We start from the raw sequence: 23922 nt of genomic DNA, 5'->3' as shown, positions 1-23922 counted from the left end.
CGGTCGGCGTTAACCGGCTAGCACCAAGGGCAGGCAGAACCGGCATCTGATGGCGCTTTACCCGCAATGGATAGAGCCCATGAACGATAACCTGCACCAACGCCTGGCCCAACTCAGCGCCCTCGATTGCCAGGTCGCCAAACGCTTCAACCAACGCCCTGTGCTGCTCGATACCGCCGCAAACCTGCTGATGGAGCAATGGCAGAGACGCCAACGCGGCAGCTCGCACAACCTGCGCACGCTTTACCTTGCCACCCCCACAGTGGACGGTGACCTGTGGGTTCGCCCGCTGGCCGAGGTGTTGGTCGAGCGGTATTGCCAAGGTGAAACCCTCAACCTCACCGCCCAAGCCGACTTCGTCACTGCCACCCCTCAGCCCGACCAGGCTGCGCAAGTGGACATCGACCTGCATGCATTGGAGGTGCTGATCAACGAAACCGCGCCGGTGCTGCTTGAGGCCTATCGCGAGAACTTGACCGCGTTCTGGAGTGAATTCAACGCAAGCGGCGAAACACCGTGGCAGTGGTACGCAACCTTTCTGCGCGGGCAACTGGACACCAGCATTCGCGCCAGCACGCACCTGCCGAGCGCAGCCCAGGCCGCAGCGAAAATGGTCCATGACTACCCCAGCGCCGCCGAACGCAGCACATGGCCTAACACCCAGGGCTTGAGCGTAGCGCGGCTGAGCATCGATTTTTCTGCCGACGGCGAACTGGACGTCGACCTCACAAGCGCCCTGCTGATCGAGCGTAGCGAAGAAGGCCCATCGCCCCAGGTAGTCTTGGTGTTCACCCTCACCGGCCGGCTGCTCAGCTTCACCTCGCGCGAGGCGATGCTCGCTGCGCTCAACCGCAGCTGGCCTGAGGATGCCGTCGCCAGCCCGCGCCAGGTCAACATCGAGCCCCTGGCAGAGGACGTGTTCGAAACCATGGCCGGCGGCGTACTGGACCAGCAGCTGCACCTTATCGAACAGATCAGCGCTTCGTACCGCAGCCGCGCCCAGGCCGTTGCCCTGGGCCTGGACCTGGATCGCCTCAGCTCGATGATCGAGCAATGCGACAAAAATGAGGCAAGCCGCCGCGAACCGCTGTCCCAGCAATTGCCAGAATGGCTACGCAATGCGTCGAGCCAGTCGCTGATGCGCTACAGCAACCTGCTCATTGACGTCGCCCAGGGCTATCACGACAGCGACGGGCGCTTTTGGCTGGACGACGTCGACACCGCCGAGGCTTTCGTCAACCGGCAACTGGCCGCGCGTTTCAGCGTTGACCACCAGAGCAGCACACCTGCGCCGGAAACCGTTGAAGTGGTCAACTACGTGGTCACCGCTGCGGCGCTGCCAGGTGCCGAAGGGGCCGTGGTGTCTGGGGCGGTCGAGCCCGTTACCTATTCCCTCGCCCAGCTTGCAATCGCCAACATCGGGCTACTCAAACCTGGCCGGGTAGAACTGCGCTCGACCACCGACACACCGCTGCCTGATTGGCTGAACGAAACCTACATAAGGCGCCTGGTCAGCGAGCTCGATGCCGCCACCCGCTACCCAGCCATGCTGCGGGCGAAGCTGCTCGACGCTAAAGACGAACGCGCCGTCCGCGAGCGGTTGCTGGCCGAGCAACTGCAGTCGCAGTTGCCTGCCCTGGCCATGGAGTTGCATATGCGCGGCAAGCTCGACGATGGCGACGCCGCACGCCGCATCAGCGAGCTGTTCACCGCTGATGCCGGGCAACGCGAGCAACGCTGGGTGATGCGCGCGCTTGGCTTCATCAAGGCCCCTGGCGCTGACATCGACCACCCGCGCAATACCTGGTTGATCGAGGCGCAGCATCCGGGGGCCGGCCCGGTCCTGCTGTACAGACCACTGCATGAGGACTCGCTGCTGTCCTTCCGTGATCGCCTGGCGCTGTTCGTCGCCATCAGCACGCCAGGCGACTTGCAGGCGGACATTCTGGAACGTTTGCCAGCCGAAGACCGGCGTTTCTATAACCATGGGGGCTTCCAGGAACCGCACCTGTTCGTGCCGCTGGATGACACCAGCGCAATCCCCTTCGGCACACCTGCCCCGGCCCGCATAGCGGTCAACGATGCGTTACTGGCGCCGGCCAAAGGCCTGTATCTGGCCTGCGTAAATGAAGCCATCGCGCGGTTTTCCGAACACGCCACCAGCACTGCGCAAGCCCGCTGGGACAGCTGGAAAACCCTCGGCTGGCTGCTGTTTAACAGTTTGTTGCCACTGGCGGGCAGCACCCTTGGCAAAGTGGCCTGGCTTGCTCAGATGGAAGTGGCACTGGCCGAGTACGTCAACACAGAGGCCGAAAGCGACCCGCTGCAACACCGGCTGACGATGATCAACCTGCTGCTGAACATCGCCATGCTGCTGTTTACTCACTCGATGTTCCGCCTGCAGCTGGAACACGGCGAGGTGATCGAGCCTGAAGTCGAACCCGCGCTCCCCGCTACCCCCAATGAGCCCGTGCCCGCGCTGACAGTGAGCACCACTGACAGCATGACCCACCTGGACTTCAGCTGGACCAGTGCCGGCCAACAACTTGGCGCCGTGCACCGCGCCGCACTGGATGCGCTTCAGGCCAGCGTCAAAGCCAAGGTGCTCAGCTCGCCTATTGAAGTGGGCAACCTGCGCGGCCTTTACCTGTATGGGGCCAGCGCGTACACACTGCTCGATGGCAAGGTATTCGAGGTCGCGCTGGACCGTACTCAGGACAAGGCGCGTATCATGGGCCCAGACAAGAGCCTGGGGCCTTGGCTGCGCATGGATGAGGCTGGCCGCTGGCAATTGGACCTGCATCTGCGCCTGCGCGGGGGGCAACCACTGTCCAGCAGACTGCGCAAGTTGGCGCTGGACAAAAACGCTGCCATGGAGACGGTCAACGGGCAACTAAAAGCCGAAAAAGAGCTCATGGATGCCAAACACAAGGAAATGCAGACCATAGATAATCTGGTCGGTGCCAGCAGCGATGATGCCACCTTGCAGCGCCTGCAAACCAAGATGCAGGCGATTTCGGTGTTCTGGAGTACGCATCTGGAACACCTCAAGCAGCGCAACCAACTGCAGCCCGTCAAAGACTTCAAGCAGGTGCACGCGTACGCCCTGTACCAGGACGGCTATTGCCAACGCACGTTGCACAAGATCCTTCACGAGCGCTATCGCCCGCAACGCGAGCAACTGTTAGAGATTGGCCGCCAACAACAGCGCGGGGTAGAACTCACCGCAAGCGATGTCCGCATCGTCAAAGAGCGCCTGGACAACATCGCCCCCCTGCTCGACGACATGCTTGCCAACAACACCGTCTTGCAGCAGATCCGCGACGAGCTGGGCAAGCTGGCCAGTACCCAGCAAGCTGACATCAAGCGCTGGCATGAACTGTCTGCGACCACGCCCGCCAGCCCGACCAAGGAGCTGGTGCTGCGCTTCCTGCGCCTTGAGGGCATGCTCAACCGCGTCACCCTGGTCCATGGCATAAGCGACGAGGCGGTGCCATGGCGCAAACGATTCTGGGGCAGCATAGAGATGGCCATCGCCCAGCGCGCCCGGCTGTACAAGCTCACCGATGCCGACGAGGAAGTCAGTGCGCGGCTGCTGCGCAGCATCAGGGAGCAATTCAAGGCCGGCGAGCGGCAATTGGCGGTACTTGCATCGCTGCTGCCGGCAGAGGCCGCCCAGGCGACCCTGTTGCAGATGAAAACGGAAGTCGAATGGCTGAGCGGCCAGACCGAACATGACTTGGCCGAGCTACCGGACTACCCACCAACTTGCACACTCACGCAACTGCGAAGCAAGGTACCGGGGCTGATCGAAACCAGTGACCACGGGCTGCTACTGGCCGAACCACGCGCAGACGATGCCAATACGGTTGACGTTCCAGGCCCCGATAACAAGAGCGCCTCACGCACCTACCACCTCAAGCACGGCAGTTGGGTCGAGGTGCAGACGGCAAAGCCAGCGCAGCCGGCTGCCCCGCAGGCATCCCTCAAGCATCTGCTCAAAGGCAGCACCACCCTGCTTGCCAATGCCAATGCCGAGCTTGGCAAACTGCGCAAGAACATTACCCGCTACCTGCCGGTGGAGCTTGAAGAGTCGCTGCAGCACCACCGCGATTTGCTTGGGGCCAGGGCAAATGCCATCGAGGCGCGCCTGACCGCCGATAATGAAACCGATGAAGCCGCCCAGGGGCTCGACGCGGAAGGGGTGGCGCGCAGCTTGCGCGAAATGTCCGCAACATTGCAGACCCAAGCCACTGAACTGCGCATAGAGGCTGCGCTCAAGCAAGCGCCGCGCATGGGTGAGGTGCAGTTTCTGCTCGAGCACAAACAAGTGCAGATCCAGCCAGATCGCATGCGGGTGCTCCTGGCCAAGGTTGCCGGACGCCCGGCTGACTTCATCGACGAGTACAGCATCAGCCACAATGGCCAGGTGCTGTGGTATGCGCACTTCCACTACCCGGCGCAGAATACCGCGCGAGAAGGCTTCACCGAAGGGCACCTCAAAACGGCCGAACAACGGCTGATAAAGGGCCCAGAAGTGTATTACTACGGCATCACCCACGCTGCCGCACAGAAAGTGTTCTTCAACCTCTGAAGGCCATCACGCCGGGCGTGACCATGCCGCGCCCGGCCCTCCCCTTTAACGGTCCTTGAACTGCGCCTCGCGTTTGGCAATGAACGCGGCCATGCCTTCTTTCTGGTCTTCGGTGGCGAAGGCTGCGTGGAACACACGGCGCTCGAAACGCACGCCCTCGCTGAGGGTGACTTCGAAGGCACGGTTGACGCTCTCCTTGACCATCATGCTCACCGGCACCGACTTGGCAGCGATGCTGGCGGCGACTTTCAGCGCCTCTTCAAGCAGCTCTGCCTGCGGTACGACGCGGGCTACAAGGCCTGCGCGCTCGGCTTCTTCAGCGCCCATCAGGCGGCCACTCAAACACAGCTCCATGGCCTTGGCCTTGCCCACCGCGCGGGTCAGGCGCTGGGTGCCACCCATGCCCGGCAGCACGCCCAGGTTGATCTCAGGCTGGCCGAACTTGGCGTTGTCGGCGGCCAGGATGAAGTCGCACATCATGGCCAGTTCACAGCCACCGCCCAGGGCAAAGCCCGACACTGCGGCGATGATCGGCTTGCGCCGGTTGGCGATGCGGTCGGCGTCGCTGAACAGGTCGTCGACGTAGATTTGCGGGTATTGCAGCTCGGCCATTTCCTTGATGTCCGCGCCAGCGGCAAAGGCTTTGGCGGAACCGGTCAACACCACGCAACCAATATTGGCATCACGCTCGAGCTGGTCGAGCGCCTGGTTGATCTCGGCGACGATCTGCGCGTTCAGCGCGTTCAGTGCCTGCGGGCGGTTGAGGGTGATCAGGCCGACCTTGCCGTGGATGTCCAGCAGGATGGTTTCGAATGCCATGCGGGTTGCTCCTTCAAAGGTTGCGCGCAATGACCATGCGCTGAATGTCACTGGTGCCTTCGTAGATCTGGCACACCCGCACGTCGCGGTAGATGCGTTCGAGCGGGAAGTCGCTCAGATAGCCATATCCGCCGAGCGTCTGCAAGGCATCCGAACAGACCTTTTCGGCCATTTCCGAGGCAAACAGCTTGGCCATCGACGCCTCCACCAGCGCCGGGCGCCCAGCATCGCGCAAGGCCGCGGCGTGCAGCACCATCTGCCGGGCAACGGCAATGCGCGTGGCCATATCGGCCAGGCGGAAGGCCACTGCCTGGTGCTCCACCAGGGGTTTGCCGAAGCTCTGGCGCTCTTTGGCGTAGTCGCGCGCCACCTCGAACGCCGCGCGGGCCATGCCCACCGATTGGGCCGCGATGCCAATACGCCCGCCCTCAAGGTTAGCCAAGGCAATCTTGTAGCCTTGGCCTTCGTCACCCAGGCGATTGGCCAGCGGCACACGGACGTTGTCAAAGACGATCTGGCAGGTATCGGAAGCATGCTGGCCCAGTTTGTCTTCAACACGCGCCACTTGGTAACCAGGGCTATCGGTGGGCACGATGAAGGCGCTGATACCGCGCTTGCCAGCCTCGGGGTCAGTGACGGCAAACACGATCACCACCCCGGCGGTCTGCCCGGAGGTGATGAACTGCTTGCTGCCAGTGAGCACGTAATGGTCGCCATCGAGCCGGGCACGCGCTTTAAGGCCGCTGGCGTCAGAACCGGCCTGGGGTTCGGTCAGGGCGAAGGCACCGAGCATGCTGCCGGTGGCCAGCGGCGTTAGAAACTGCTGTTTCTGCGCGTCCGTGCCAAAGCGCAGGATCGGCACGCAACCCACCGAGTTGTGCACGCTCATGATGGTCGAGCAGGCACCATCGCCGGCGGCGATTTCTTCAAGGGCCATGGCATAAGCCACGTAGCCGGTGTCGCTGCCGCCCCACTGCTCCGGCACCAACATGCCAAACAAGCCCATCTCGGCCATTTCTGCGATGGCCTCCTTGGGAAAGCGGTGCTCTTTGTCCCATTGCTCGGCAAAGGGCTTCAGGCGCTCCTGGGCAAACCCGCGCACAGCGTCGGCGATCTGTTGTTGTTCGTCAGTTACCAGCATGCTTCACCTCAGTACAGGCATTCAACGGCCATGGCCGTGGCCTCGCCGCCGCCAATGCAGATGGCCGCCACGCCACGGCGCAGGTTGTTCTGGCGCAAGGCCGACAGCAGCGTCACCAGAATCCGCGCGCCCGAGGCGCCAATCGGGTGGCCCAGAGCGCACGCACCGCCATGGATGTTGACCTTGTCGTGGGGCAGGTCGAGCTGCTGCATGGCCGCCAGGGTCACCACAGCAAACGCCTCGTTGATCTCGAACAGGTCGACATCGCCAAGCGCCCAGCCGGTGCGTTGCAGCAGTTTTTCGATGGCACCGATGGGGGCTGTGGGAAACAACGCAGGCGTGTCGGCAAATGCCGCATGGCCATGGATCAGCGCCAGCGGCTTCAAGCCCCGTTGTTCCGCCTGCGAGCGGCGCATCAGCACCAAGGCAGCGGCGCCGTCGGAAATGGAACTTGAGTTGGCTGCCGTGACCGTGCCGCCCTCGCGGAACGCCGGTCGCAACTGGGCGATCTTGTCCAGCCGCGCCTTGGGCGGCTGCTCGTCGTGCTCGATCAGGCGCTGCTGCTTGCCTTCGGTCACTTGCACCGGGGCGATCTCGGCCGCAAAACGGCCACTGCTGATGGCCTGCTGGGCACGGGTCAGCGAGGCGATGGCGAAGGCGTCCTGGGCTTCACGGCTAAAGCCGCCATTCTGCGCGCAGTCCTCGGCAAAGGTGCCCATCAGACGGCCTTTGTCATAGGCATCCTCCAGGCCATCCATGAACATATGGTCAATGACCTTGCCATGGCCCATGCGGTAGCCGCCGCGGGCCTTGTCCAGCAGATACGGAGCGTTGCTCATGCTCTCCATGCCACCGGCGACGATCACCTCGGCGCTGCCGGCCAGCAACTGGTCATGGGCGATGATGGCCGCCTGCATGCCAGAGCCGCACATCTTGTTCAACGTGGTGCACGGGGTGTGCTTGCCAAGCCCTGCGCCCAGCGCCGCCTGGCGCGCCGGTGCCTGGCCCAGGCCTGCGGGCAGCACGCAACCAAACAACACCTGGTCGACGCTGGCGGCATCGATGCCGGCGCGCTCGACGGCGGCGCGGATCGCCGCGCTGCCCAGTTGCGGCGCAGTGAGGCTGCTGAGGTCGCCCTGCAGCCCGCCCATGGGCGTGCGCACGGCGCTGACGATTACGATGGGGTCATTGGCCAATGTCATGTGTTCGCTCCTTTACTTGGCTGCCATGCGCAGCGCGCCGTCCAGGCGGATCACCTCGCCGTTGAGCATGCTGTTCTCGATGATATGGCGGGCCAGGGCTGCGTATTCCTGCGGGCGGCCGAGGCGCGGCGGGAATGGCACACCGGCGCACAGTGAAGCGCGTACTTCTTCGGTCATGCCGGCCATCATCGGGGTTTCGAAAATACCTGGGGCGATGGTCATCACACGGATGCCGAAGCGCGCCAGCTCGCGGGCTGCGGGCAGCGTCAGGCTGGCGATGGCACCTTTGGAAGCGGCATAGGCGGCCTGGCCGATCTGGCCGTCGTAGGCGGCGACCGAGGCGGTGTTGATGATCACCCCGCGCTCGCCACCTTCATTGGCCGGGCCTTCGGCCATGGCCGCAGCGGCCAGGCGCAGCAAGTTGAAGCTGCCAATCAAGTTGACGTTGATGACCTTGGCAAAGCTGCCGAGTGCGTGCGGGCCATGCTTGCCCAGCACTTTCTCGGCGCCGACGATACCGGCGCAATTGACCAGCCCGTGCAGGCTGCCGAACGCTTCGAGGGTGGCATCCACCGCCGCTTGGGCAGCCTGTTCATCACTGATGTCGGCCACGGCAAAACGGGCGTTGCGGCCCAATTCTTCGGCCTTGGCCTGTACAGCCGCCGCATTGAGGTCAACCAGCATGACCCGGGCACCGGCCTCGATGAGCATCTGGGCAGTCGCAGCACCCAGCCCTGAGGCGGCGCCACTGACGATGAAATTGTGCTGAGCGATAAGCATGTCGAAGCTCCCATTGATGCCGCGCACACCAGGCTGCGCAGCTTACGGTCGGGCGATCTGGCTGGATGCCAGGCATGCTTCGATGTTCACGCGGCCAGGGCGGCCGGGCAATGGCCAAACCGATCAATTGCCATGATCGGTTTGGCCGGCCTGGCTCAAGACTGGTCAGGCTTGGCCTTGAGGGCAGAGGTAACTGCGCAACTTGCGCGCAACACTGGCAGATAGCGTGTTGGTGGCACAAAGCCCGCGCGCTACAAGAGGAATGCCTGGGTCAGAGAAACTGTGTAGATTTCTACGCCGTGAGTGCTTCGCGGGTCAGGCGCAGGATCAGGTCCTGACGGGCTTTGTTGCGGTCCGCCGCCAACTGGTTGGCGCGTGTGACGTACTGCTTGTCGTCCAGTTTTTCACGCTCGTCATCGAGCTTTTCCAGGCCGTCCCAAGACGCTTGCTCCGCCGCTGTGAAAGCCTCGGTATGCTGCGCCTCCAGGTACTGCACCCAGAAATCGCGCTGGCTGATGTACTCCGCCAGACCTTTACCGGCCTCCTCGCTGCGCACCGTTGCAGCTGCTGCATCCAGCTGCGCGCGGGTGACCCCGGCGATGGCGCCGAACTGCATGGTGCGGGGCTGCCCCGGCAGGTCCAGTTCGTCGGCAAGCCCGGTGCGGTAGGCCAGGCTGACCTCGATTTCATCTACCTCACGCCCTAGTGCACGAGCCGATGCCATGGCCTCCGTGGCGATGCGCTCGACACGGTCCAGGCGAAACAAACGCCGCGCCAAACTCAAACGCGCCCCCTGGGCCTGCTCGACCGACGCGTCGTGCAGCGCTTTGGCGACCAGCCCACGCACCTCCAGCACGCTATAGCACGACAGCACGCTGTCCACACACGTGCGCGGGTTGGCGGCCAGGCTGAACAACTCCTCGCGCAGTGCAGTGTCGCCGCGCGCTTGCGCCATAAGGCCCGAGACCCGTTCGGCCAGGGCCGTTTGAGCTTGCCGGTAGTCGCTGGTGCAGGTGAGCTCAGCCATCATCTGCATGAAGTGCTCGCTGCCAGGCTCAGCCTGCAAGGCGTCCCACAACGCCCCACGTATTTCGGTGTCGGCCTCGTCCAGACCACTGAGCCACAGGCTGCGCGCCTCTACTACCGTGGGAACGTCACTCGGTACTGCCAGTTCGTCCACGGCTGGCGCTCGCAGTTGAGCGGTGATGGCCGGTGGCAGAGGATTACCTGACAAACGCAAGCTCTGGCGTAACGACGGTGTGGCATTGAGCCAGATCTGTGGCATGGTCGAAATACTGTTGTTGCGCAGGTCGGCGGTTTCCAGGAAACCACACCACTCAAGCCCAGACGGCATGGTCAGCAAGCCGGTGCTACGCAGGTTCAACCTGCGCAGCCGCGACAGGCGCCCGAATTCCAGACTGATCGCGCCGAGCGGGTTGTAGCTCAGATCAAGCTCATGCACCCCGCTAAGTTCGCTCAATAACGCCGAACTGGTCGCCGTGATGCTTAGCTGGTTACGAGCCATGCGCAATATCCGCAAGCGCGGTGCACGCAAGAACATCGAAGGCCAGGTAGTCAGGGCGTTGTTGCTCAGGTCCAGCGCCCGAAGACGGCGAAAAGCCCGAGGAAAGCTTGCGGGTATGCGGTCGAGCCCGAGCCCCACCAGTGTTAGCGTGGTGATGTGGCTGAAGTCACAATCTGCGGGCAGTTCCGGCAAACTTCCAATATGCGAACCGATCAAGGTCAAACGCATCCCTAGTGCTGGGCCATGTGCGTTTGGGTCCAGCTCGCCAATCATCCGCCAGCAACGTCGAAATTCATTGGCGCAACGCCGGCGTGCAACGACGACACTCACCACTGCACTATCGCTGACCCAGGTTTGCAGTGCGACATCCAGGCGTCGATATTGTTGCTCCTGGATGAGTAGGTTGGCGAACGCCGAACGCGGCCGCGTCATCAGTGCGTTCACGTACCCCTCAACTTCCTGGTTAGTGAAGCCGGGATATAGAGCACGCACACGATCACGCAAACGCAGCAGGGTCCCGAACCCCGATCCGCGCCCGCTCATCTGATAGCCAACGCGCCCGTCAGGCAGGCGCTGCATGGGGCTGGGCTGCACGCCCGCCTCACGCAGCCCGGCATCGTTGAGCAGCCCCGCGCGGGTGGCTGGCAGCCAACGCTGCAAGTCGGCGTGCACCCGCGCAGCACCCTCGGCCCCGTCCCAGCCAAGCGCCTGCAGGCGGCTATCAGGGAGCACCGCCAGCAGCACCTCGGCCAGCCCGCAAGGCTCTGCGGGCTGCATCTCAAGCGCCTGTCCATTGCTGCCATAAAGCGCAAAGCGCCCTTCGCGGCGCACCATCACGTTGAGCGTGGCCTCTGCTTGCGGCGCCGGGTCATACCGCGACAAAAGGCGACCGGCAATTGGGTCGTCACGCAATTCGAGATTGACTGAAGCGGGCCAGTTGGCGTGCCGCCGCAGGAGGCTGAACACCACTTCCACCGTTTCGTCGCGATAGCTGTGCTCAAGGAACAGGCTCTCGCGTATGCGCACCAGCTTGGCCTCCAGCAGCAACTGCCGCGCCTGCTGGCTCAACGCCAGGGGAATACGTGACTCGCTTGACATGCGCAGGCGCTGCGCCGCGTCTGCCCGGTCCAGCAGGTGCAGCGCATAGGCATCCGGCAGGCCTGGGAAATCACGTTTGACCAGCCACAGCAGGTCGTCTGCACCGGCCGCGCTGCTGGCAAAGTGTTCGAGCAGCGCCTCGCCCAGGGCTGGCGCGTTTTCCAGCAGGTGTTCAGCCTGCTCGGCCCAAGGCGTGCCTAGCAGTGCCTCACGTTCAATGCACCAGTCAAACAGTTCGCGGTCGATGCCCGCAGCGACGCCTGTGCCAAGCTGCTCGAACAGGGCGCTGATACGGGCATCGATGGCAAAACGCTGCAACGTATCACGCAGCGCCACCGGCAACGGTCGGCGTTCGACCAGCAAGCCACGCAGGGCATCTTCATCCACATCCGCCACCCGCAGGATCTGCTCCACTCGCGACGCCTCAAGTGCCGCCGACGCAGGCCATAGGCGCCCAAGCAACAGGCTGGCGCCCTGCCATTCCAGCGGCCGTTCATGGTTCAAGCACCAAGCCTGCTCGCCATTGGACTCAAGCTCGGGGGCAAAGGCATCGTCGCGCGTTGGGTGCACTAACTGCCAACTGCTGCGCTGCGCAACCGGGCGCACCTGATAGCGATGGCCCTCATGCTCCCACCAACGCCGGTCGCCATCTTCGAACAGACCGTCGTCAGACAGCGGCGCATCGGCCACCTGAACACCTGATCGATAGGGAACCAAGGTGTTGGCATAAAACCGTTGCTGGCCCTGGGCGTTGAGCACCGGCTGCAATTCGTCGACAAATGCACTTCGGGCGAAACTACGCGCCGCCAGCGTCGCGCCGCCGGCTACCGCGGCCGTCACCACCACGGTTTCAGCTACCCCCAGGAAGTGCTCCAGCGCTTCGTGTTGATGCCCCAAGCCCCAGTCCTCGACGCCTTCACACACCTGCACCAGGGTTTGGCGGACCATATCAGCCAGCAGCAAAGCGCCCACCACCGGCACGAACAGACCTGCCAGGTTGAGCAATGTCAGGCCCACGACCTCCAAAGCCTCCGTCCGTTCGGTAGTGGCGGTACGGTCTGCTTGCGCAGTCGGTACTGCTAACTCGGCAGCATTCTCCTTGATACGCTGTACATGGCCACGCGCCACACCGACAAATAGATCGCCGTCAATTGCCTGCACGTTCGCTTGCATGTCAGGCACCGAGTCCATCAGGCGCGTTGCCAGTGTGGTCATGAAGGCGGCGCGTTCCTTTATCGCAACCCGTCTCAGCACGGCGGCGCTGAACGCGGGCTGCGCCATCTTGACTGCCAGGTGTCGGTTAGCAGCCGAAAAGTCCCGAAATTGGCGCAGGGGCTGTTCGTGGTCATCAGGCATATACAGCACAACACCCATGAGCTGCGGCATTGAAGTAACCGGGCCACGAGTACCGCCCAACCAAGTGCCGCTGATGCTGAACGCCAGTGCACCATCCAGCGCACACCCCAGCAATTGCAAGGGGCCGCAGAGCACCTGCTGGCCGAGGCTGTGGGTTATGGCCTTGCCGTCGGCGGCAGTGCGCAACATGCTCAGGTCGAAAGCACTGTGCTGGCCCTTGATAGCAGCAACCTCAACGTCGAACCCCAGCTGCCGCCGCCTGTCATCGGCCAGGCTGGTTGTGAATGCGTCATCCAGGACGCTGTCCAGGTGGGCGCGATACCCTGCGCCGACGTCAACCTTGCGGCAGACTTCGGCGATTTTTTGGCTCGCACTGGACACTACCCGTTCCATCTCACCCGATACCGGGTCAGCCGGGTGCACCAAGGCGGTTTCCTCGAAGAAGGATTCGTTCTCCTTGAAATTCTGCATCAGGTGCTGCAACGCCGGGGTGCGTACGAAGTAAGCGCTGAATTCCTGCACCTGGCCTTGAAAAACCTTCAGCCGCCGCCGCTCATCGCGCCACTGGGCAGTGCGCAGATCGACAGCAATGCCAAGCTCGGATGCCAGCGCGGACTCAAGCGCAGCAGTTGCGTAGTCGTCGAGGGGTTTTAGCGGCTTGAGCGCTTCGTGCACTTGCTGCTGGGAGACGCGCAGCGCCGCTGCCTGTTCGCGCAAAAGCCGAACTTGCGCAGCGCTCGCGCGTTTGAGCCAGTCAGGCAGAATTTCAGCAATGAACTGATCAGTGGCATGGGTGATTTTTTCGGATTCCGCGGGGTTGGTCATGGCAGCAGTCTCGGGCTGAAAAGCCCGGCAGATTGCCCCTGCCCTCCCCATTCAACGAGCCGGAAGTACCTCCCGGTGCAATGCATCTGGTGCATGGATCAGCGCTCGATAAGCTCCGGGATTGCAACCGAACCATTTGCGAAACGCCTTGTAGAAAGAACTGCTGTCGGCAAAGCCGAGGCGCTCGGCGACTTCGCCAAGGCTAGGCTCGTTCTGCGCCAGCCAGGCGACGGCCAACTCTCGGCGCACGCTGTCCTTGAGCCCCTGGACGGTCTGCCCCTCGTCGGCCAAGCGCCGGCGCAGGGTAGCCGGCGACACACATAATTGACGCGCAACCGTGTCGACGTCCGGCCAGGTGCAGGGGTCGCCACGCAGTAAGTCGTTGCGGATGCGCCAGCCAAAGCTGGTTGGGTCGCGGTATTTGACCAGGATGTTGCCAGGTGCTTCGGCGAGAAAACGCTGCAGTTCTTCGGGCGCACGCCGCAGCGGCATGTCCAGGCAATCAGCGGCGATGATCATCCGCGTGCGCGACCGGCAGAAATGCAGGGTCTGCGAGAACATTACCCGGTAATCGTCGCAGAACTGTGGCTCGGCGCAGCGCAGTTCGACAGCCATGATCGGCAGGCGCCGCCCGGCGAGCCAGCAGCCCACGCCGTGCACGATCATCCACAAGGTGAAATAGGTGAAGGCGCGGCGTGGCGCCTGGCGGGGCTCGCTGATGACAATTTCGGCAAGACTTTGCTGGCGCACCAGGGCCGGCTGCAAATCTTCGAGCATCAACCCGAGAAAGGTCAGCGCGGTATCCAGGCCTTCGCCCAAGGTCGGCTGGGCCATCGCTGCCCGGCACAGGAACGCCAGGCTGCCGCGGCGGAGGCCGCGTGGGTCCATGGCGAAGAACTCGTCATTGCAATACCGGGCCAGCAGGCGCCAGAGCCTTGCATAAGCCTCGGCGCTGACCCGCGCCTCGGGAAGCTCAAGCCGCTCGGCATCGATCCCGGCGCGTGCCAGCAACGCAGCGGCCGCCTGAGGCTCAGGACACGCCTGTAGCAACGCCTCACGTACCAGGTGCATGGAGATGGTGTCTTTTTCGCTCATCGGCCGTTCCTTGAAACATTCACCTCAAGCCTGCGCGGTTTTAGCTCGCCTCGCATGCTCAAGGGGATGCATCTTAGGCCGGTCGGGTACGCACAGCTAGCGGCGGAGCCGGGTACAGCCTTTATACCGAGCGGTTCAGCTTCACCCAAGAGGCGAATTTGTCGATGAACGCCTGCAGAAACGGCCGGGTCTTTTCGTTGAGCTTGTCGTGTTCGTCGAACAACGACGCGGCACCACCGATATAGGCCTCGGGCATTTGCATGCAGGGCATATCCAGAAACACCAGTGACTGGCGCACGGCGTGGTTGGCGCCAAAGCCGCCAATCGCCCCAGGCGAGACACTCACCACGGCGGTCGGCTTGCCGCTCCAGGCACTTTTGCCGTAAGGCCGCGAGCCCACATCGATGGCGTTTTTAAGGCAACCAGGCACCGTGCGGTTGTACTCGGGCGTCACGAACAACACCGCGTCGCTTTTGCTGATCTCGTTGCGAAAGCGCTGCCAGGCCGCAGGCGGGGTGTCGGTTTCGATGTCCTCGTTGTACAACGGCAGGTCGCCGATCTCGATGATCTTCAGGGCCAGGCTGGACGAAGCCAGCTCGGACAAGGCGCGGGCCACCTTGCGGTTGTAGGAGTCTTTGCGCAAGCTGCCGACGACAACCGCTACCGAATAAACCTGACTCATGGGGAATGCATCCTCTGCGAAGTAAAGGGACGTCAGTAGTTATAGATGACCGTTCCTCGGTGCTTTGGTTTTTTTCCATACAGCAGAAAACTTCCCGCACCTATTGCTGGTCTATGGCTACAGACATTTCCTACACGTTTCAGAGGGTTCCACCCAAAATGGCAGCAGTAATGGTCGGCCAGTTCCACGCCCGCGACGCCGAAGGCCGTATCTACCCCGTGCATGAATTCCAGGAGTCCACGCTCCAGGCAGATGGCAGCACCCTTGGTGCGCCGATCACCACCTATCGCCTGGCCATTGGCGACCGGGTCAATTATCTGGGTGAAGACCGCTTCGAACTGGCCCAGACCGGAATCGAGATCGTCCGTATTCCCTGAGCCTGCTTCAAGGGCCTGCGCGGCAGGCCCGGTGCATCAACCGGCAGCAGGCTCGGTCAACGCCTGCCACATCGACGGCCCGCCCGCCGACTTGGCCACCGCCGCCAGACGCTCGGCATGGGCCTGCAGTTCTTCCTCACTCGCCATGATCACCCGCCCCGGTGTGCGCCCGGTAATGCGGCGAATCTCGCTGCCGCGTGCGGCTTGGCCGTCCTCACCCACCGCGCCGTCAGCGGCCAGGGACAGGCTGGTCTGCCCACCGGTCATGGCTAGATAAACGTCAGCCAGCAGTTCGGAGTCGAGCAAGGCGCCGTGCAGCTCACGGCCGGAGTTGTCGATACCGTAGCGTTTGCACAGCGCATCCAGGCTGTTGCGCTGCCCCGGGTGGCGCGAGCGCGCCATCATCAGGGTGTCGAGGATCGGGCAGTGCTGGGAGATATCGGCGCGGTCGCGCTGGCCGATCAGGGCAAATTCGTTGTTGATGAACCCAACGTCGAACGCTGCGTTGTGGATGACCAGCGTGGAGCCCTGGATAAATTCGAAGAACTCGTCGGCCACCTCGGCAAAACGCGGCTTGCCGATGAGGAATGCGTCGGTGATGCCGTGCACGTTGATCGCGCCTTCATCACTCTCGCGGTCTGGCTGCAGGTAGACGTGAAAATGCCGCCCGGTCAGGCGCCGGCCCATGACTTCGACACAACCGATCTCGATGATGCGGTGGCCTTCGCCCACCGGCATACCGGTGGTTTCGGTATCGAGCACTACAAACCGTTTGTCTTGCTGCTGCTCCACGCGGTACTCCAACTGCTGCTGCCTGAATTCTGGGCCGAGAGTATAACTCAGCGGTCGGTAGCTTGGCGCCGCCTCGCGGCTGCCCTAGCGCTGTTTGCGCACTTCGTCGACGCCGCGGTTGGCCAACTGGTCGGCGCGTTCGTTGCCTGGGTGGCCGATATGGCCGCGGACCCACTTCCAGGTCACCTTGTGACGGTTGACCTGTTCATCGAGCATCACCCACAGGTCGGCGTTTTTCACAGGTTCTTTGGACGCGGTTTTCCAGCCGCGTTTCTTCCAGTTGACCATCCACTCGTTGATGCCTTTCATCACGTACTGCGAGTCGGTGGTCAGCACCACGTCGCATTCGCGCTTGAGCGCCATCAGCGCCTGGATGGCAGCCATCAGCTCCATACGGTTGTTGGTGGTTTCGCGCTCGCCGCCCCACAGCTCTTTTTCGACGCCCTTGCAGACCATCAACACGCCCCAGCCGCCGGGGCCAGGGTTGCCCTTGCAGGCACCATCGGTGTAAATCTCGACGCTATCGCTCATGTACCACTCGTGTTCAATGCTTGTCAGTGTCAGGGTGGGTAGCGCTGCGGTTGACCTTGGCCAGCGGCAGCGGCAGCAGCTTGCCCATGGGTTCGCGGCGCGCTGGGCGCAGCGGGCGCAGGCCCACGACAATCTTGCGCGCCACCAGCACGTAAACGCCGCCGCCGGCACTTTGCCAGCCACCAGCAACCCGCTCCCAGCCCGCCAGGCGCTGTTGCCAGGCAGGCGATGCAAGCGGCGGACGATAGCACCCGTACCTGCGTTTCTCCAGCGCAAAGCCCAGCAGGTTGAGCCAGTCGCCCACCCGCGACGCCGAGATGCAGCGCGCCTTGCGCAGCGCCCCGCGGCTGAACAGATGGCGCATGCCCCAGCTGCTCCAAGGGTTGATGCCGACAATCAGCAGATGCCCCCCAGGGCGCACCGAACTTGCGGCCTCGCGCAGCAAACCGTGGGGCGACAGGCTGAAGTCCAGGCCATGCTGCAGCACTACTACATCGGCGGCGTGCTCGGACAATGGCCAGGCTTGTTCCTCACAGACGATCTCGACACCCGGCAACGGCGCGCCAAGGCGCACATTGCGCTGCACCTGTGGTGCGCTGGGCGGCGCCTCGCTGCCGGGGCCGTAATGCACCAGGTAGCCGCCAAAGAAGCGCCCGAGCTCTTCGGCCAGCAGCTTTTCTTCTTCTTTGAGCATCAGTTGGCCCAACGGCCCGTCGAACCAGTCACGGGCCAGACGAATCAGCTCGACCCACTCGGGGTCGGCCTGGGCGAAGGCTTGATCGGTCATTGCGTTCTCCCTCGGAAGGTTCTCCGGCCGCGCCATCGCGGCTAAGATGAAGCCATGTCCAGGCTTGGCGAATCCGCACCATGATACAGATCGTTGCCCTACCCGCTTTCTCCGACAACTACATCTGGTTGTTACAGGATACTGCCAATCGCCGCTGCGCGGTGGTCGACCCCGGTGATGCCACGCCGGTGCGCCAGTGGCTGGCCGACAACCCAGGCTGGGTGCTGGAAGATATCCTGATCACCCACCATCACCACGACCACGTCGGCGGCGTCGAGGCGCTCAAGGCACTGACCGGGGCACGGGTATGCGGCCCGGCCAACGAAACCATCCCGGCCCGGGACCTGGCCCTTGAAGACAACGCCTGCGTCCAGGTGCTGGGCATGCAGTTTGAAGTGATCGCCGTGCCCGGCCACACCCTTGGCCACATTGCCTTCTACACCGAGCAAACCCCTGCCCCATTGCTGTTCAGCGGCGACACGCTGTTCGCCGGGGGCTGTGGACGGCTGTTCGAGGGCACCCCTGAACAGATGCACCATTCGCTGCAGCGCCTGGCTGCCCTGCCTGCTGCAACGGCCGTGTACTGCGCCCACGAATACACCCTGAGCAACCTGCGCTTTGCCTGCGCCGTAGAGCCTGAAAACCAGCGGCTGCAGCAGCGCTTTGCCGAGGTGACCCAGCTGCGTGCCGACAACCGCATCAGCCTGCCATCAAGTATTGGCCTGGAGCTGCAAACCAACCCGTTTTTGCGCACTGCTGAAACATCCGTTAAAGAAAAAGCAGACGAATGGAAGGGGCATTGCAACCCAACCCAAGCCACTGTTTTTGCTGCCTTGAGGTCATGGAAAGACGGGTTCTGATAACCCCAAGATATATCGAGAGGTTGCAGCAAAGGTTGACCCGGAGGGGACCGGTTCCTAGAATCGCCCAACTTTTTTGCCCGGATAACCCTTCCAGCCGATGTCTTCCCGTAGCCGCAGAACCTCTCATTCGGTCGCCCTGACGCGACTGGCACAGATCAGTGCACTGGCGCTGGCCGCCACACTGGTGGGCTGCCAGAGCACCCGTCAGCTCGACGAATCCGACAGTGTTCGCGCACACAGCTATCAGGCGCGGATCAAACACAAGCCGGCGCCGGTAGTGGTCAAGGCCAAGGAGCAACCGCAGGCGCCGCAAGACGTCTGGGAGCGTATGCGCCAAGGCTTCGCCCTGCAGGAAAACATGGACGTCAACCCGCGCATCGAGCAGCAGCGCCTGTGGTTCGCCAGCAACCCGTCGTTCCTCGAGAACGCCGGCGAGCGCGGCAGCCTGTACCTGCACTACATCGTCGAGCGCTTGGAAGAGCGCAACATGCCGCTTGAACTGGCCCTGCTGCCCGCCATCGAAAGCGCTTACAACCCAATGGCCTACTCGCGAGCAAGCGCTGCGGGCATGTGGCAGTTCATGCCGGCCACCGGGCGCCACTTCAACCTGCGGCAAACCAATTTCTACGATGGCCGGCGCGATGTCACCGCCTCCACCAACGCTGCGCTGGACTACCTCAACCGCCTGCACGACATGTTCAACGGTGACTGGCTGCTGGCGCTTGCGGCATACAACTCAGGTGAGGGCACGGTCAGCCGCGCCATCGAACGCAACGAAAAACTCGGCCTGCCCACCGACTACTGGAACCTGCCACTGCCGCAGGAAACCCGCGACTACGTGCCCAAGCTGCTGGCCCTGTCGCAAGTGGTCAACACCCCGCAGGCCTACGGCGTGAACCTCAACCCGATCGCCAACGAACCGTATTTCGAAGCCATTGCCATCAACGAGCGCCTCGACCTGTCGCGGGTCGCAGCCTTTGCCGATATCGACGAAGACGAGCTGATCCAGCTCAACCCGGCCTTCAAAAAGCGCATGACCGTGGACGGCCCCAAGCAACTGCTGGTGCCCACCGCCAAGGCGCAGCTGCTGTCGGCGCGCATGTCCAACCTCAAGCCTGAGGAACTGGTCAGCCTGCAACCGAACAAGGCCGTGTTCCAGGCAGCGCTTGCCGAAGCCAAGGCGCCGGCGGCGCGCAGCTACCGGGTCAAACGTGGCGACAACCTGGGCAGCATCGCCAAGGCCAACCGAGTGTCGGTCAAGCAGTTGCAAAGCTGGAACAGCCTGCGCGGCAACAGCCTGCGCGTTGGCCAGGTGCTGGCCCTGCGTGGCGGCAGTGCAGCAGGCAACCGGGTAGCGGACGCAAAACAACGCTCTACCCAGTACAAGGTGCGCAAGGGCGATTCTTATTACCTGGTGGCCAAGCGTTTCAACGTCGAGATGAAACACCTCAAGCGTTGGAACCCCCGCAGCGGCCACGCCCTCAAGCCTGGGCAAACCTTGACCGTCTATCTGGGTCACTGATCGGAACCGGCCCCAGCGCCACGATCTCCTGTAGGAGCGGCCTTGTGTCGCGAATGGGCTGCGTAGCAGCCCCACTATCTCGGCCTCATGCAAAATCGTCGGGGGGAGCTACGCCCCCTTTCGCGACACAAGGCCGCTCCTACACGCTGACCGCGTGAGGTTAGAATCGACACCCAAGCCCTTGCAGCGAAACGCTTGCCGGCACTCTTTTTCCAACCCAGACAAGCTGTTACTGTACTCCGACCCAAGCCCAATGCCCCTGGATCGGATGCCGACTTGATACGTCCCCTCCTGCTGTCTCTCAGCCTGGCCTTGAGCTTCCCCGCCGTCGCGATGGTGAGCGAAAGCCACGGATACGCGCAATTCGGCACGCTCAAGTACCCGGCCACCTTCACCCATTTCGATTGGGTCAACCCGCAAGCGCCCAAGGGCGGTACCTTGCGGGCCATGGCGTTCGGCACCTTCGACACGCTCAACCCTTACACGTTCAAGGGTTCAAGCCCGGTCACCACGCCTAATTTCCTGCAGTACGGCATCAATGAGCTGAACGAGCCACTGATGGTCGGTACCGGCATGTACGACCCCTCAGGTGATGAGCCGACCTCAAGCTACGGCCTGATCGCCCGTTCGGTCGAGTACAGCGAAGACCGCAGCTGGGTGGTGTTCAACCTGCGCCCCGAAGCACGCTTTCACGATGGCACGCCGATCACCTCGGCTGACGTCGCGTTCAGCTACCGTACCCTGCTCAAAGACGGCCACCCGCTGTATCGCACCAACCTGCAGGAAGTGCAGCGGGTCGATATTCTCGGCCCCCTGCGCATCCGCTTCGTGTTCAAACGCGCCGGCAACCCGCTGTTGATCCTGCGCCTGGGCGAAATGCCGGTGCTGCCCAAGCACTACTGGCAAAAGCGCGATTTCAAGGCCACTACCTTCGAACCACCGCTGGGCAGCGGCCCGTACCGCATCACCGAGGTGCAGCCAGGCCGGCGCGTGGTGTTCGAGCGGGTGAAGAACTACTGGGGCAAGGACCTGGCGGTCAACCGCGGCAAATACAACTTCAAGCGTGTCGAGTACGAGTTCTACCGTGACGCCACGGTGGCCTTCGAAGCGTTCAAGGCCGGCGAGTTCGACATCTACATCGAGCACCAGGCCAAGAACTGGGCCAATGGCTATAACTTCCCGGCCATTCGCCGTGGCGAAGTAATCAAGGCGCAGATCCCGCACCAGATCCCCACCCAGACCCAGGGCCTGTTCATGAACAGCCGCCGCGCGGCCTTCCATGACCCGCGCGTGCGCCAGGCGCTGGGCCTGATGCTCGACTTCGAATGGGCCAACCGCGCGCTGTTCAACGGCGCCTACCGGCGGGCCACCAGCTACTACCCGAACAGCGAGTTCACCGCCAGCGGCCTGCCCACCGGCAAGGAGTGGCTGCTGCTCAAGCCGTTCCGTGACCAACTGCCCCCGGCGCTGTTCACCGAGCCCTACCAGGTCAGCCACACCGATGGCAGCGGCGTCAGCCGCGCGACCCTGCGCAAGGCCCTGGCGCTGCTGGCCGAGGCCGGCTGGAAACTCAACGGCCAGCGCCTTGTCGACAGCAACGGCAAGCCGTTCACCCTCGAGTTGCTGCTGGTGAACCCGAACCTCGAACGCATCCTGCAACCGTATGTCGAAAACCTCGGCAGCATCGGCATCGACGCGCGCCTGCGCACCGTCGACCGTGCCCAGTACAAACAACGCCTCGACCAGTTCGATTTCGACATGATTCTGATGACCCTCAACCAGACCCTGAGCCCGGGCCTTGAGCAGTGGCTGTATTTCCACTCAAGCCAGGCCGCCGTCAAAGGCAGCAAAAACTACGCAGGCATTGACGACCCCGTGGTCGACCACCTGCTCGACACCTTGCTGGCTGCGCGCACCCGTGACGACCAGGTGGCCGCCGCACGGGCCCTGGACCGGGTACTGTCGTGGCACAACTACATGATTCCCAACTGGTACCTGGACAACCACCGCCTGGCCTACCGCAACCGCTTCGGCTTCGTCGCCACCCCGCCCTACACCCTCGGGCTGAACAGCTGGTGGATCAAGCCTTCGGAGAAAGCCCAATGACCTCGACGCTGCGCACGCTAACCGCCAGCCTGCTGCTTGCCTGTATCAGCCTGCCCACCCTGGCGGCCCCGCAACACGCGCTGACCCTGTATGACGAGGCGCCGAAATACCCGGCCAACTTCAAGCATTTCGACTTCGTGAACCCCGACGCGCCCAAGGGCGGCACCTTCCGCCAGGCAAGCTTCGGTGGCTTCGACAGCCTTAACCCGTTCATCAACAAAGGCGTGGCCGCAGACAACCTCAGCATCATCTACGACACCCTGATGCGCCAGAGCCTGGACGAGCCGTTCACCGAGTACGGGCTGGTGGCCAGCAAGATCGAAAAGGCCCCCGACAACAGCTGGGTGCGCTTCTACCTGCGCCCCGAAGCCCGCTTTCACGACGGCCACGCGCTGCGCGCCGAAGACGTGGTGTTCACCTTCAACACCCTGATCAAGGACGGCGCGCCGCTGTACCGTCAGTATTACGCCGACGTGTCCGAAGTGCTGGCCGAAGACCCGCTCAAGGTGCTGTTCAAGTTCAAGCACAAGAACAACCGCGAGCTGCCGCTGATTCTCGGGCAACTGCCGGTGCTGCCCAAACACTGGTATGCAAACCGCGAGTTCACCCGTGGCAACTTGGAAATCCCGCTGGGCAGTGGCCCGTATAAAGTCGCCGAAGTGAAGGCTGGGCGCTCGATCCGCTACGAGCGGGTCAAGGACTACTGGGGCAAGGATCTGCCGATCAATCGCGGCTTCTACAACTTCGATGCCATGACGTTCGATGTCTATCGCGACAACAACGTGGCGCTTGAAGCGCTCAAGGCCGGCGCTTTCGACTATGAACTTGAGGTCAGCGCGAAGAACTGGGCGACGGCCTACAATACCCCCGCCGTGCGCGAGGGCCGGCTGATCAAGGAAGAGCTGCCTAACGGCAACCCGGTGGGCATGCAAGGCTTCATTTTCAACCTGCGCAAACCGGTGTTCCAGGATGTGCGGGTACGCCAGGCGCTGAGCCTTTTGTTCGACTTCGAATGGACCAACAAGCAACTGTTCAATGGTGCCTACATCCGCACCGGCAGTTACTTCGAGAACTCCGAAATGGCCGCCCGCGGGCTGCCCTCGCCGGCCGAGCTGAAAATCCTCGAACCGCTGCGCGGCAAGGTCCCCGACCAGGTGTTCAGCGAAGCCTTCCACAACCCGGTCACTGACGCCAGTGGCATGATCCGCGAGCACCAGCGCCAGGCCTACAAGCTGCTGCAAGAGGCGGGCTGGAAGATCGTCGACGACAAGATGGTCGACAAGGACGGCAAGCCGGTGAACATCGAGTTCTTGCTCGCGCAAACCCAGTTCGAGCGCGTACTGCTGCCGTTCAAGCGCAACCTGGCAGACCTGGGCATCGGCCTTGATATCCGCCGCGTGGATGTCTCGCAGTACATCAACCGCCTGCGTTCGCGCGACTTCGACATGATCGTCAGCGGCTTCCCGCAATCCAACTCGCCGGGCAACGAGCAGCGCGAGTTCTGGTCCAGTTCTGCCGCCGACAACCCCGGTAGCCGCAACTTCATCGGCCTGCGCGACCCCGCCATCGACCAGCTGGTCGAACAGTTGATCAACGCCGATTCGCGCCAGAGCCTGATCGACCACTGCCGCGCCCTCGACCGGGTGCTGCAATGGGGCTACTACGTGGTGCCCAACTGGCACATCAAGACCAACCGCGTGGCCTACTGGAACCACATCGGCCACCCGCAGAAGTCGCCCAAGTACGACGTTGGCATCGACACCTGGTGGGTAAAGCCCGATGTCACCCCGGCGCCAAGCGCAGCCCCAGTCGGCGAGGCCAACTGAC

General features: G+C 63.0%; 16 protein-coding genes. 6 read left to right on the top strand and 10 right to left on the bottom strand.

The genetic code is table 11. From position 1 onward, the window contains the following. Positions 1 to 79 precede the first annotated feature (79 nt). Positions 80 to 4594, top strand: a complete 4515-nt coding sequence (locus HU720_RS06340) for a DUF6543 domain-containing protein (protein WP_186518234.1) — start codon at positions 80 to 82, stop codon at positions 4592 to 4594. Positions 4595 to 4639: 45 nt separating this feature from the next. Here the strand turns inward: HU720_RS06340 and HU720_RS06335 are convergent, their stop codons facing one another. The 7 genes from HU720_RS06335 to HU720_RS06305 all read right to left on the bottom strand — a co-directional run bounded on the left by HU720_RS06335 (position 4640) and on the right by HU720_RS06305 (position 15117). Next, positions 4640 to 5413, bottom strand: coding sequence for an enoyl-CoA hydratase (locus HU720_RS06335; RefSeq protein ID WP_186518232.1), 774 nt, complete (start codon positions 5411 to 5413; stop codon positions 4640 to 4642). 13 nt (positions 5414 to 5426) lie between these two features. Next, a complete protein-coding gene (locus HU720_RS06330; protein WP_186518231.1) occupies positions 5427 to 6554 on the bottom strand; it encodes an acyl-CoA dehydrogenase in 1128 nt (375 codons plus the stop codon). A gap of 8 nt (positions 6555 to 6562) precedes the next feature. Then, complete coding sequence (locus tag HU720_RS06325; protein WP_186518230.1) at positions 6563 to 7756, bottom strand: acetyl-CoA C-acyltransferase; 1194 nt, start codon at positions 7754 to 7756, stop codon at positions 6563 to 6565. Between the two features lie 12 nt (positions 7757 to 7768). Next, positions 7769 to 8536, bottom strand: a complete 768-nt coding sequence (locus tag HU720_RS06320) for an SDR family NAD(P)-dependent oxidoreductase (protein ID WP_186518229.1) — start codon at positions 8534 to 8536, stop codon at positions 7769 to 7771. Between the two features lie 292 nt (positions 8537 to 8828). After that, positions 8829 to 13340 carry an NEL-type E3 ubiquitin ligase domain-containing protein gene (locus tag HU720_RS06315; RefSeq protein ID WP_186518228.1) on the bottom strand — a complete coding sequence of 1504 codons (4512 nt, stop codon included), beginning with the start codon at positions 13338 to 13340 and terminating at the stop codon, positions 8829 to 8831. A 51-nt stretch (positions 13341 to 13391) separates the two neighbouring features. Next, the gene (locus tag HU720_RS06310; RefSeq protein WP_186518227.1) at positions 13392 to 14435 is read right to left on the bottom strand and encodes an AraC family transcriptional regulator; all 1044 of its coding nucleotides are present in this window, start codon (positions 14433 to 14435) and stop codon (positions 13392 to 13394) included. Between the two features lie 121 nt (positions 14436 to 14556). Further along, a complete protein-coding gene (locus tag HU720_RS06305; RefSeq protein WP_186518226.1) occupies positions 14557 to 15117 on the bottom strand; it encodes an NAD(P)H-dependent oxidoreductase in 561 nt (186 codons plus the stop codon). Between the two features lie 158 nt (positions 15118 to 15275). Here HU720_RS06305 and HU720_RS06300 point away from each other — a divergent pair, with 158 nt between their 5' ends. Then, positions 15276 to 15494 (top strand): hypothetical protein, encoded by a 219-nt coding sequence (locus HU720_RS06300; RefSeq protein WP_186518225.1) that lies wholly within the window; start codon positions 15276 to 15278, stop codon positions 15492 to 15494. A gap of 36 nt (positions 15495 to 15530) precedes the next feature. On the opposite strand, the gene dnaQ is transcribed toward HU720_RS06300, so the two are convergent. The 3 genes from dnaQ to HU720_RS06285 form a co-directional block, all read right to left on the bottom strand. Continuing rightward, a complete protein-coding gene (gene dnaQ, locus HU720_RS06295; RefSeq protein ID WP_186518224.1) occupies positions 15531 to 16286 on the bottom strand; it encodes a DNA polymerase III subunit epsilon in 756 nt (251 codons plus the stop codon). Positions 16287 to 16370: 84 nt separating this feature from the next. Next, entirely contained in the window at positions 16371 to 16817 is a 447-nt protein-coding gene (gene rnhA / locus HU720_RS06290) for a ribonuclease HI (protein ID WP_186518222.1), read from the bottom strand. 13 nt (positions 16818 to 16830) lie between these two features. Then, positions 16831 to 17604, bottom strand: coding sequence for a methyltransferase domain-containing protein (locus HU720_RS06285; RefSeq protein ID WP_186518221.1), 774 nt, complete (start codon positions 17602 to 17604; stop codon positions 16831 to 16833). Between the two features lie 80 nt (positions 17605 to 17684). Here HU720_RS06285 and gloB point away from each other — a divergent pair, with 80 nt between their 5' ends. The 4 genes from gloB (at position 17685) to HU720_RS06265 (ending at position 23921) form a co-directional block, all read left to right on the top strand. Further along, complete coding sequence (gene gloB / locus HU720_RS06280; protein WP_186518220.1) at positions 17685 to 18464, top strand: hydroxyacylglutathione hydrolase; 780 nt, start codon at positions 17685 to 17687, stop codon at positions 18462 to 18464. Positions 18465 to 18564: 100 nt separating this feature from the next. Beyond that, a complete protein-coding gene (locus HU720_RS06275) occupies positions 18565 to 19989 on the top strand; it encodes a lytic transglycosylase domain-containing protein (protein WP_186518219.1) in 1425 nt (474 codons plus the stop codon). Between the two features lie 276 nt (positions 19990 to 20265). Next, the gene (locus tag HU720_RS06270; protein WP_202883357.1) at positions 20266 to 22095 is read left to right on the top strand and encodes an extracellular solute-binding protein; all 1830 of its coding nucleotides are present in this window, start codon (positions 20266 to 20268) and stop codon (positions 22093 to 22095) included. Beyond that, positions 22092 to 23921, top strand: a complete 1830-nt coding sequence (locus HU720_RS06265; protein WP_186518218.1) for an extracellular solute-binding protein — start codon at positions 22092 to 22094, stop codon at positions 23919 to 23921. Before HU720_RS06270 ends, HU720_RS06265 begins: the two co-directional genes overlap by 4 nt. Position 23922: the final 1 nt, after the last annotated feature.

The sequence above is a fragment of the Pseudomonas sp. SWRI51 genome (assembly GCF_014268825.1).
Taxonomy (GTDB): Bacteria; Pseudomonadota; Gammaproteobacteria; order Pseudomonadales; family Pseudomonadaceae; genus Aquipseudomonas; species Aquipseudomonas farsensis.
This window is presented reverse-complemented; position numbering and strand designations above follow the sequence as displayed.

Bases quoted from the DNA above. Each gene is read 5' to 3' on its own strand.
- rnhA (WP_186518222.1), bottom strand. From the start codon at position 16,817: ATGAGCGATAGCGTCGAGATTTACACCGATGGTGCCTGCAAGGGCAAC.
- HU720_RS06325 (WP_186518230.1), bottom strand. From the start codon at position 7,756: ATGACATTGGCCAATGACCCCATCGTAATCGTCAGCGCCGTGCGCACG.
- HU720_RS06265 (WP_186518218.1), top strand. From the start codon at position 22,092: ATGACCTCGACGCTGCGCACGCTAACCGCCAGCCTGCTGCTTGCCTGT.
- HU720_RS06340 (WP_186518234.1), top strand. From the start codon at position 80: ATGAACGATAACCTGCACCAACGCCTGGCCCAACTCAGCGCCCTCGAT.
- gloB (WP_186518220.1), top strand. From the start codon at position 17,685: ATGATACAGATCGTTGCCCTACCCGCTTTCTCCGACAACTACATCTGG.
- HU720_RS06310 (WP_186518227.1), bottom strand. From the start codon at position 14,435: ATGAGCGAAAAAGACACCATCTCCATGCACCTGGTACGTGAGGCGTTG.
- HU720_RS06305 (WP_186518226.1), bottom strand. From the start codon at position 15,117: ATGAGTCAGGTTTATTCGGTAGCGGTTGTCGTCGGCAGCTTGCGCAAA.
- HU720_RS06275 (WP_186518219.1), top strand. From the start codon at position 18,565: ATGTCTTCCCGTAGCCGCAGAACCTCTCATTCGGTCGCCCTGACGCGA.
- HU720_RS06285 (WP_186518221.1), bottom strand. From the start codon at position 17,604: ATGACCGATCAAGCCTTCGCCCAGGCCGACCCCGAGTGGGTCGAGCTG.
- HU720_RS06320 (WP_186518229.1), bottom strand. From the start codon at position 8,536: ATGCTTATCGCTCAGCACAATTTCATCGTCAGTGGCGCCGCCTCAGGG.
- HU720_RS06300 (WP_186518225.1), top strand. From the start codon at position 15,276: ATGGCAGCAGTAATGGTCGGCCAGTTCCACGCCCGCGACGCCGAAGGC.
- HU720_RS06335 (WP_186518232.1), bottom strand. From the start codon at position 5,413: ATGGCATTCGAAACCATCCTGCTGGACATCCACGGCAAGGTCGGCCTG.
- HU720_RS06315 (WP_186518228.1), bottom strand. From the start codon at position 13,340: ATGACCAACCCCGCGGAATCCGAAAAAATCACCCATGCCACTGATCAG.
- HU720_RS06330 (WP_186518231.1), bottom strand. From the start codon at position 6,554: ATGCTGGTAACTGACGAACAACAACAGATCGCCGACGCTGTGCGCGGG.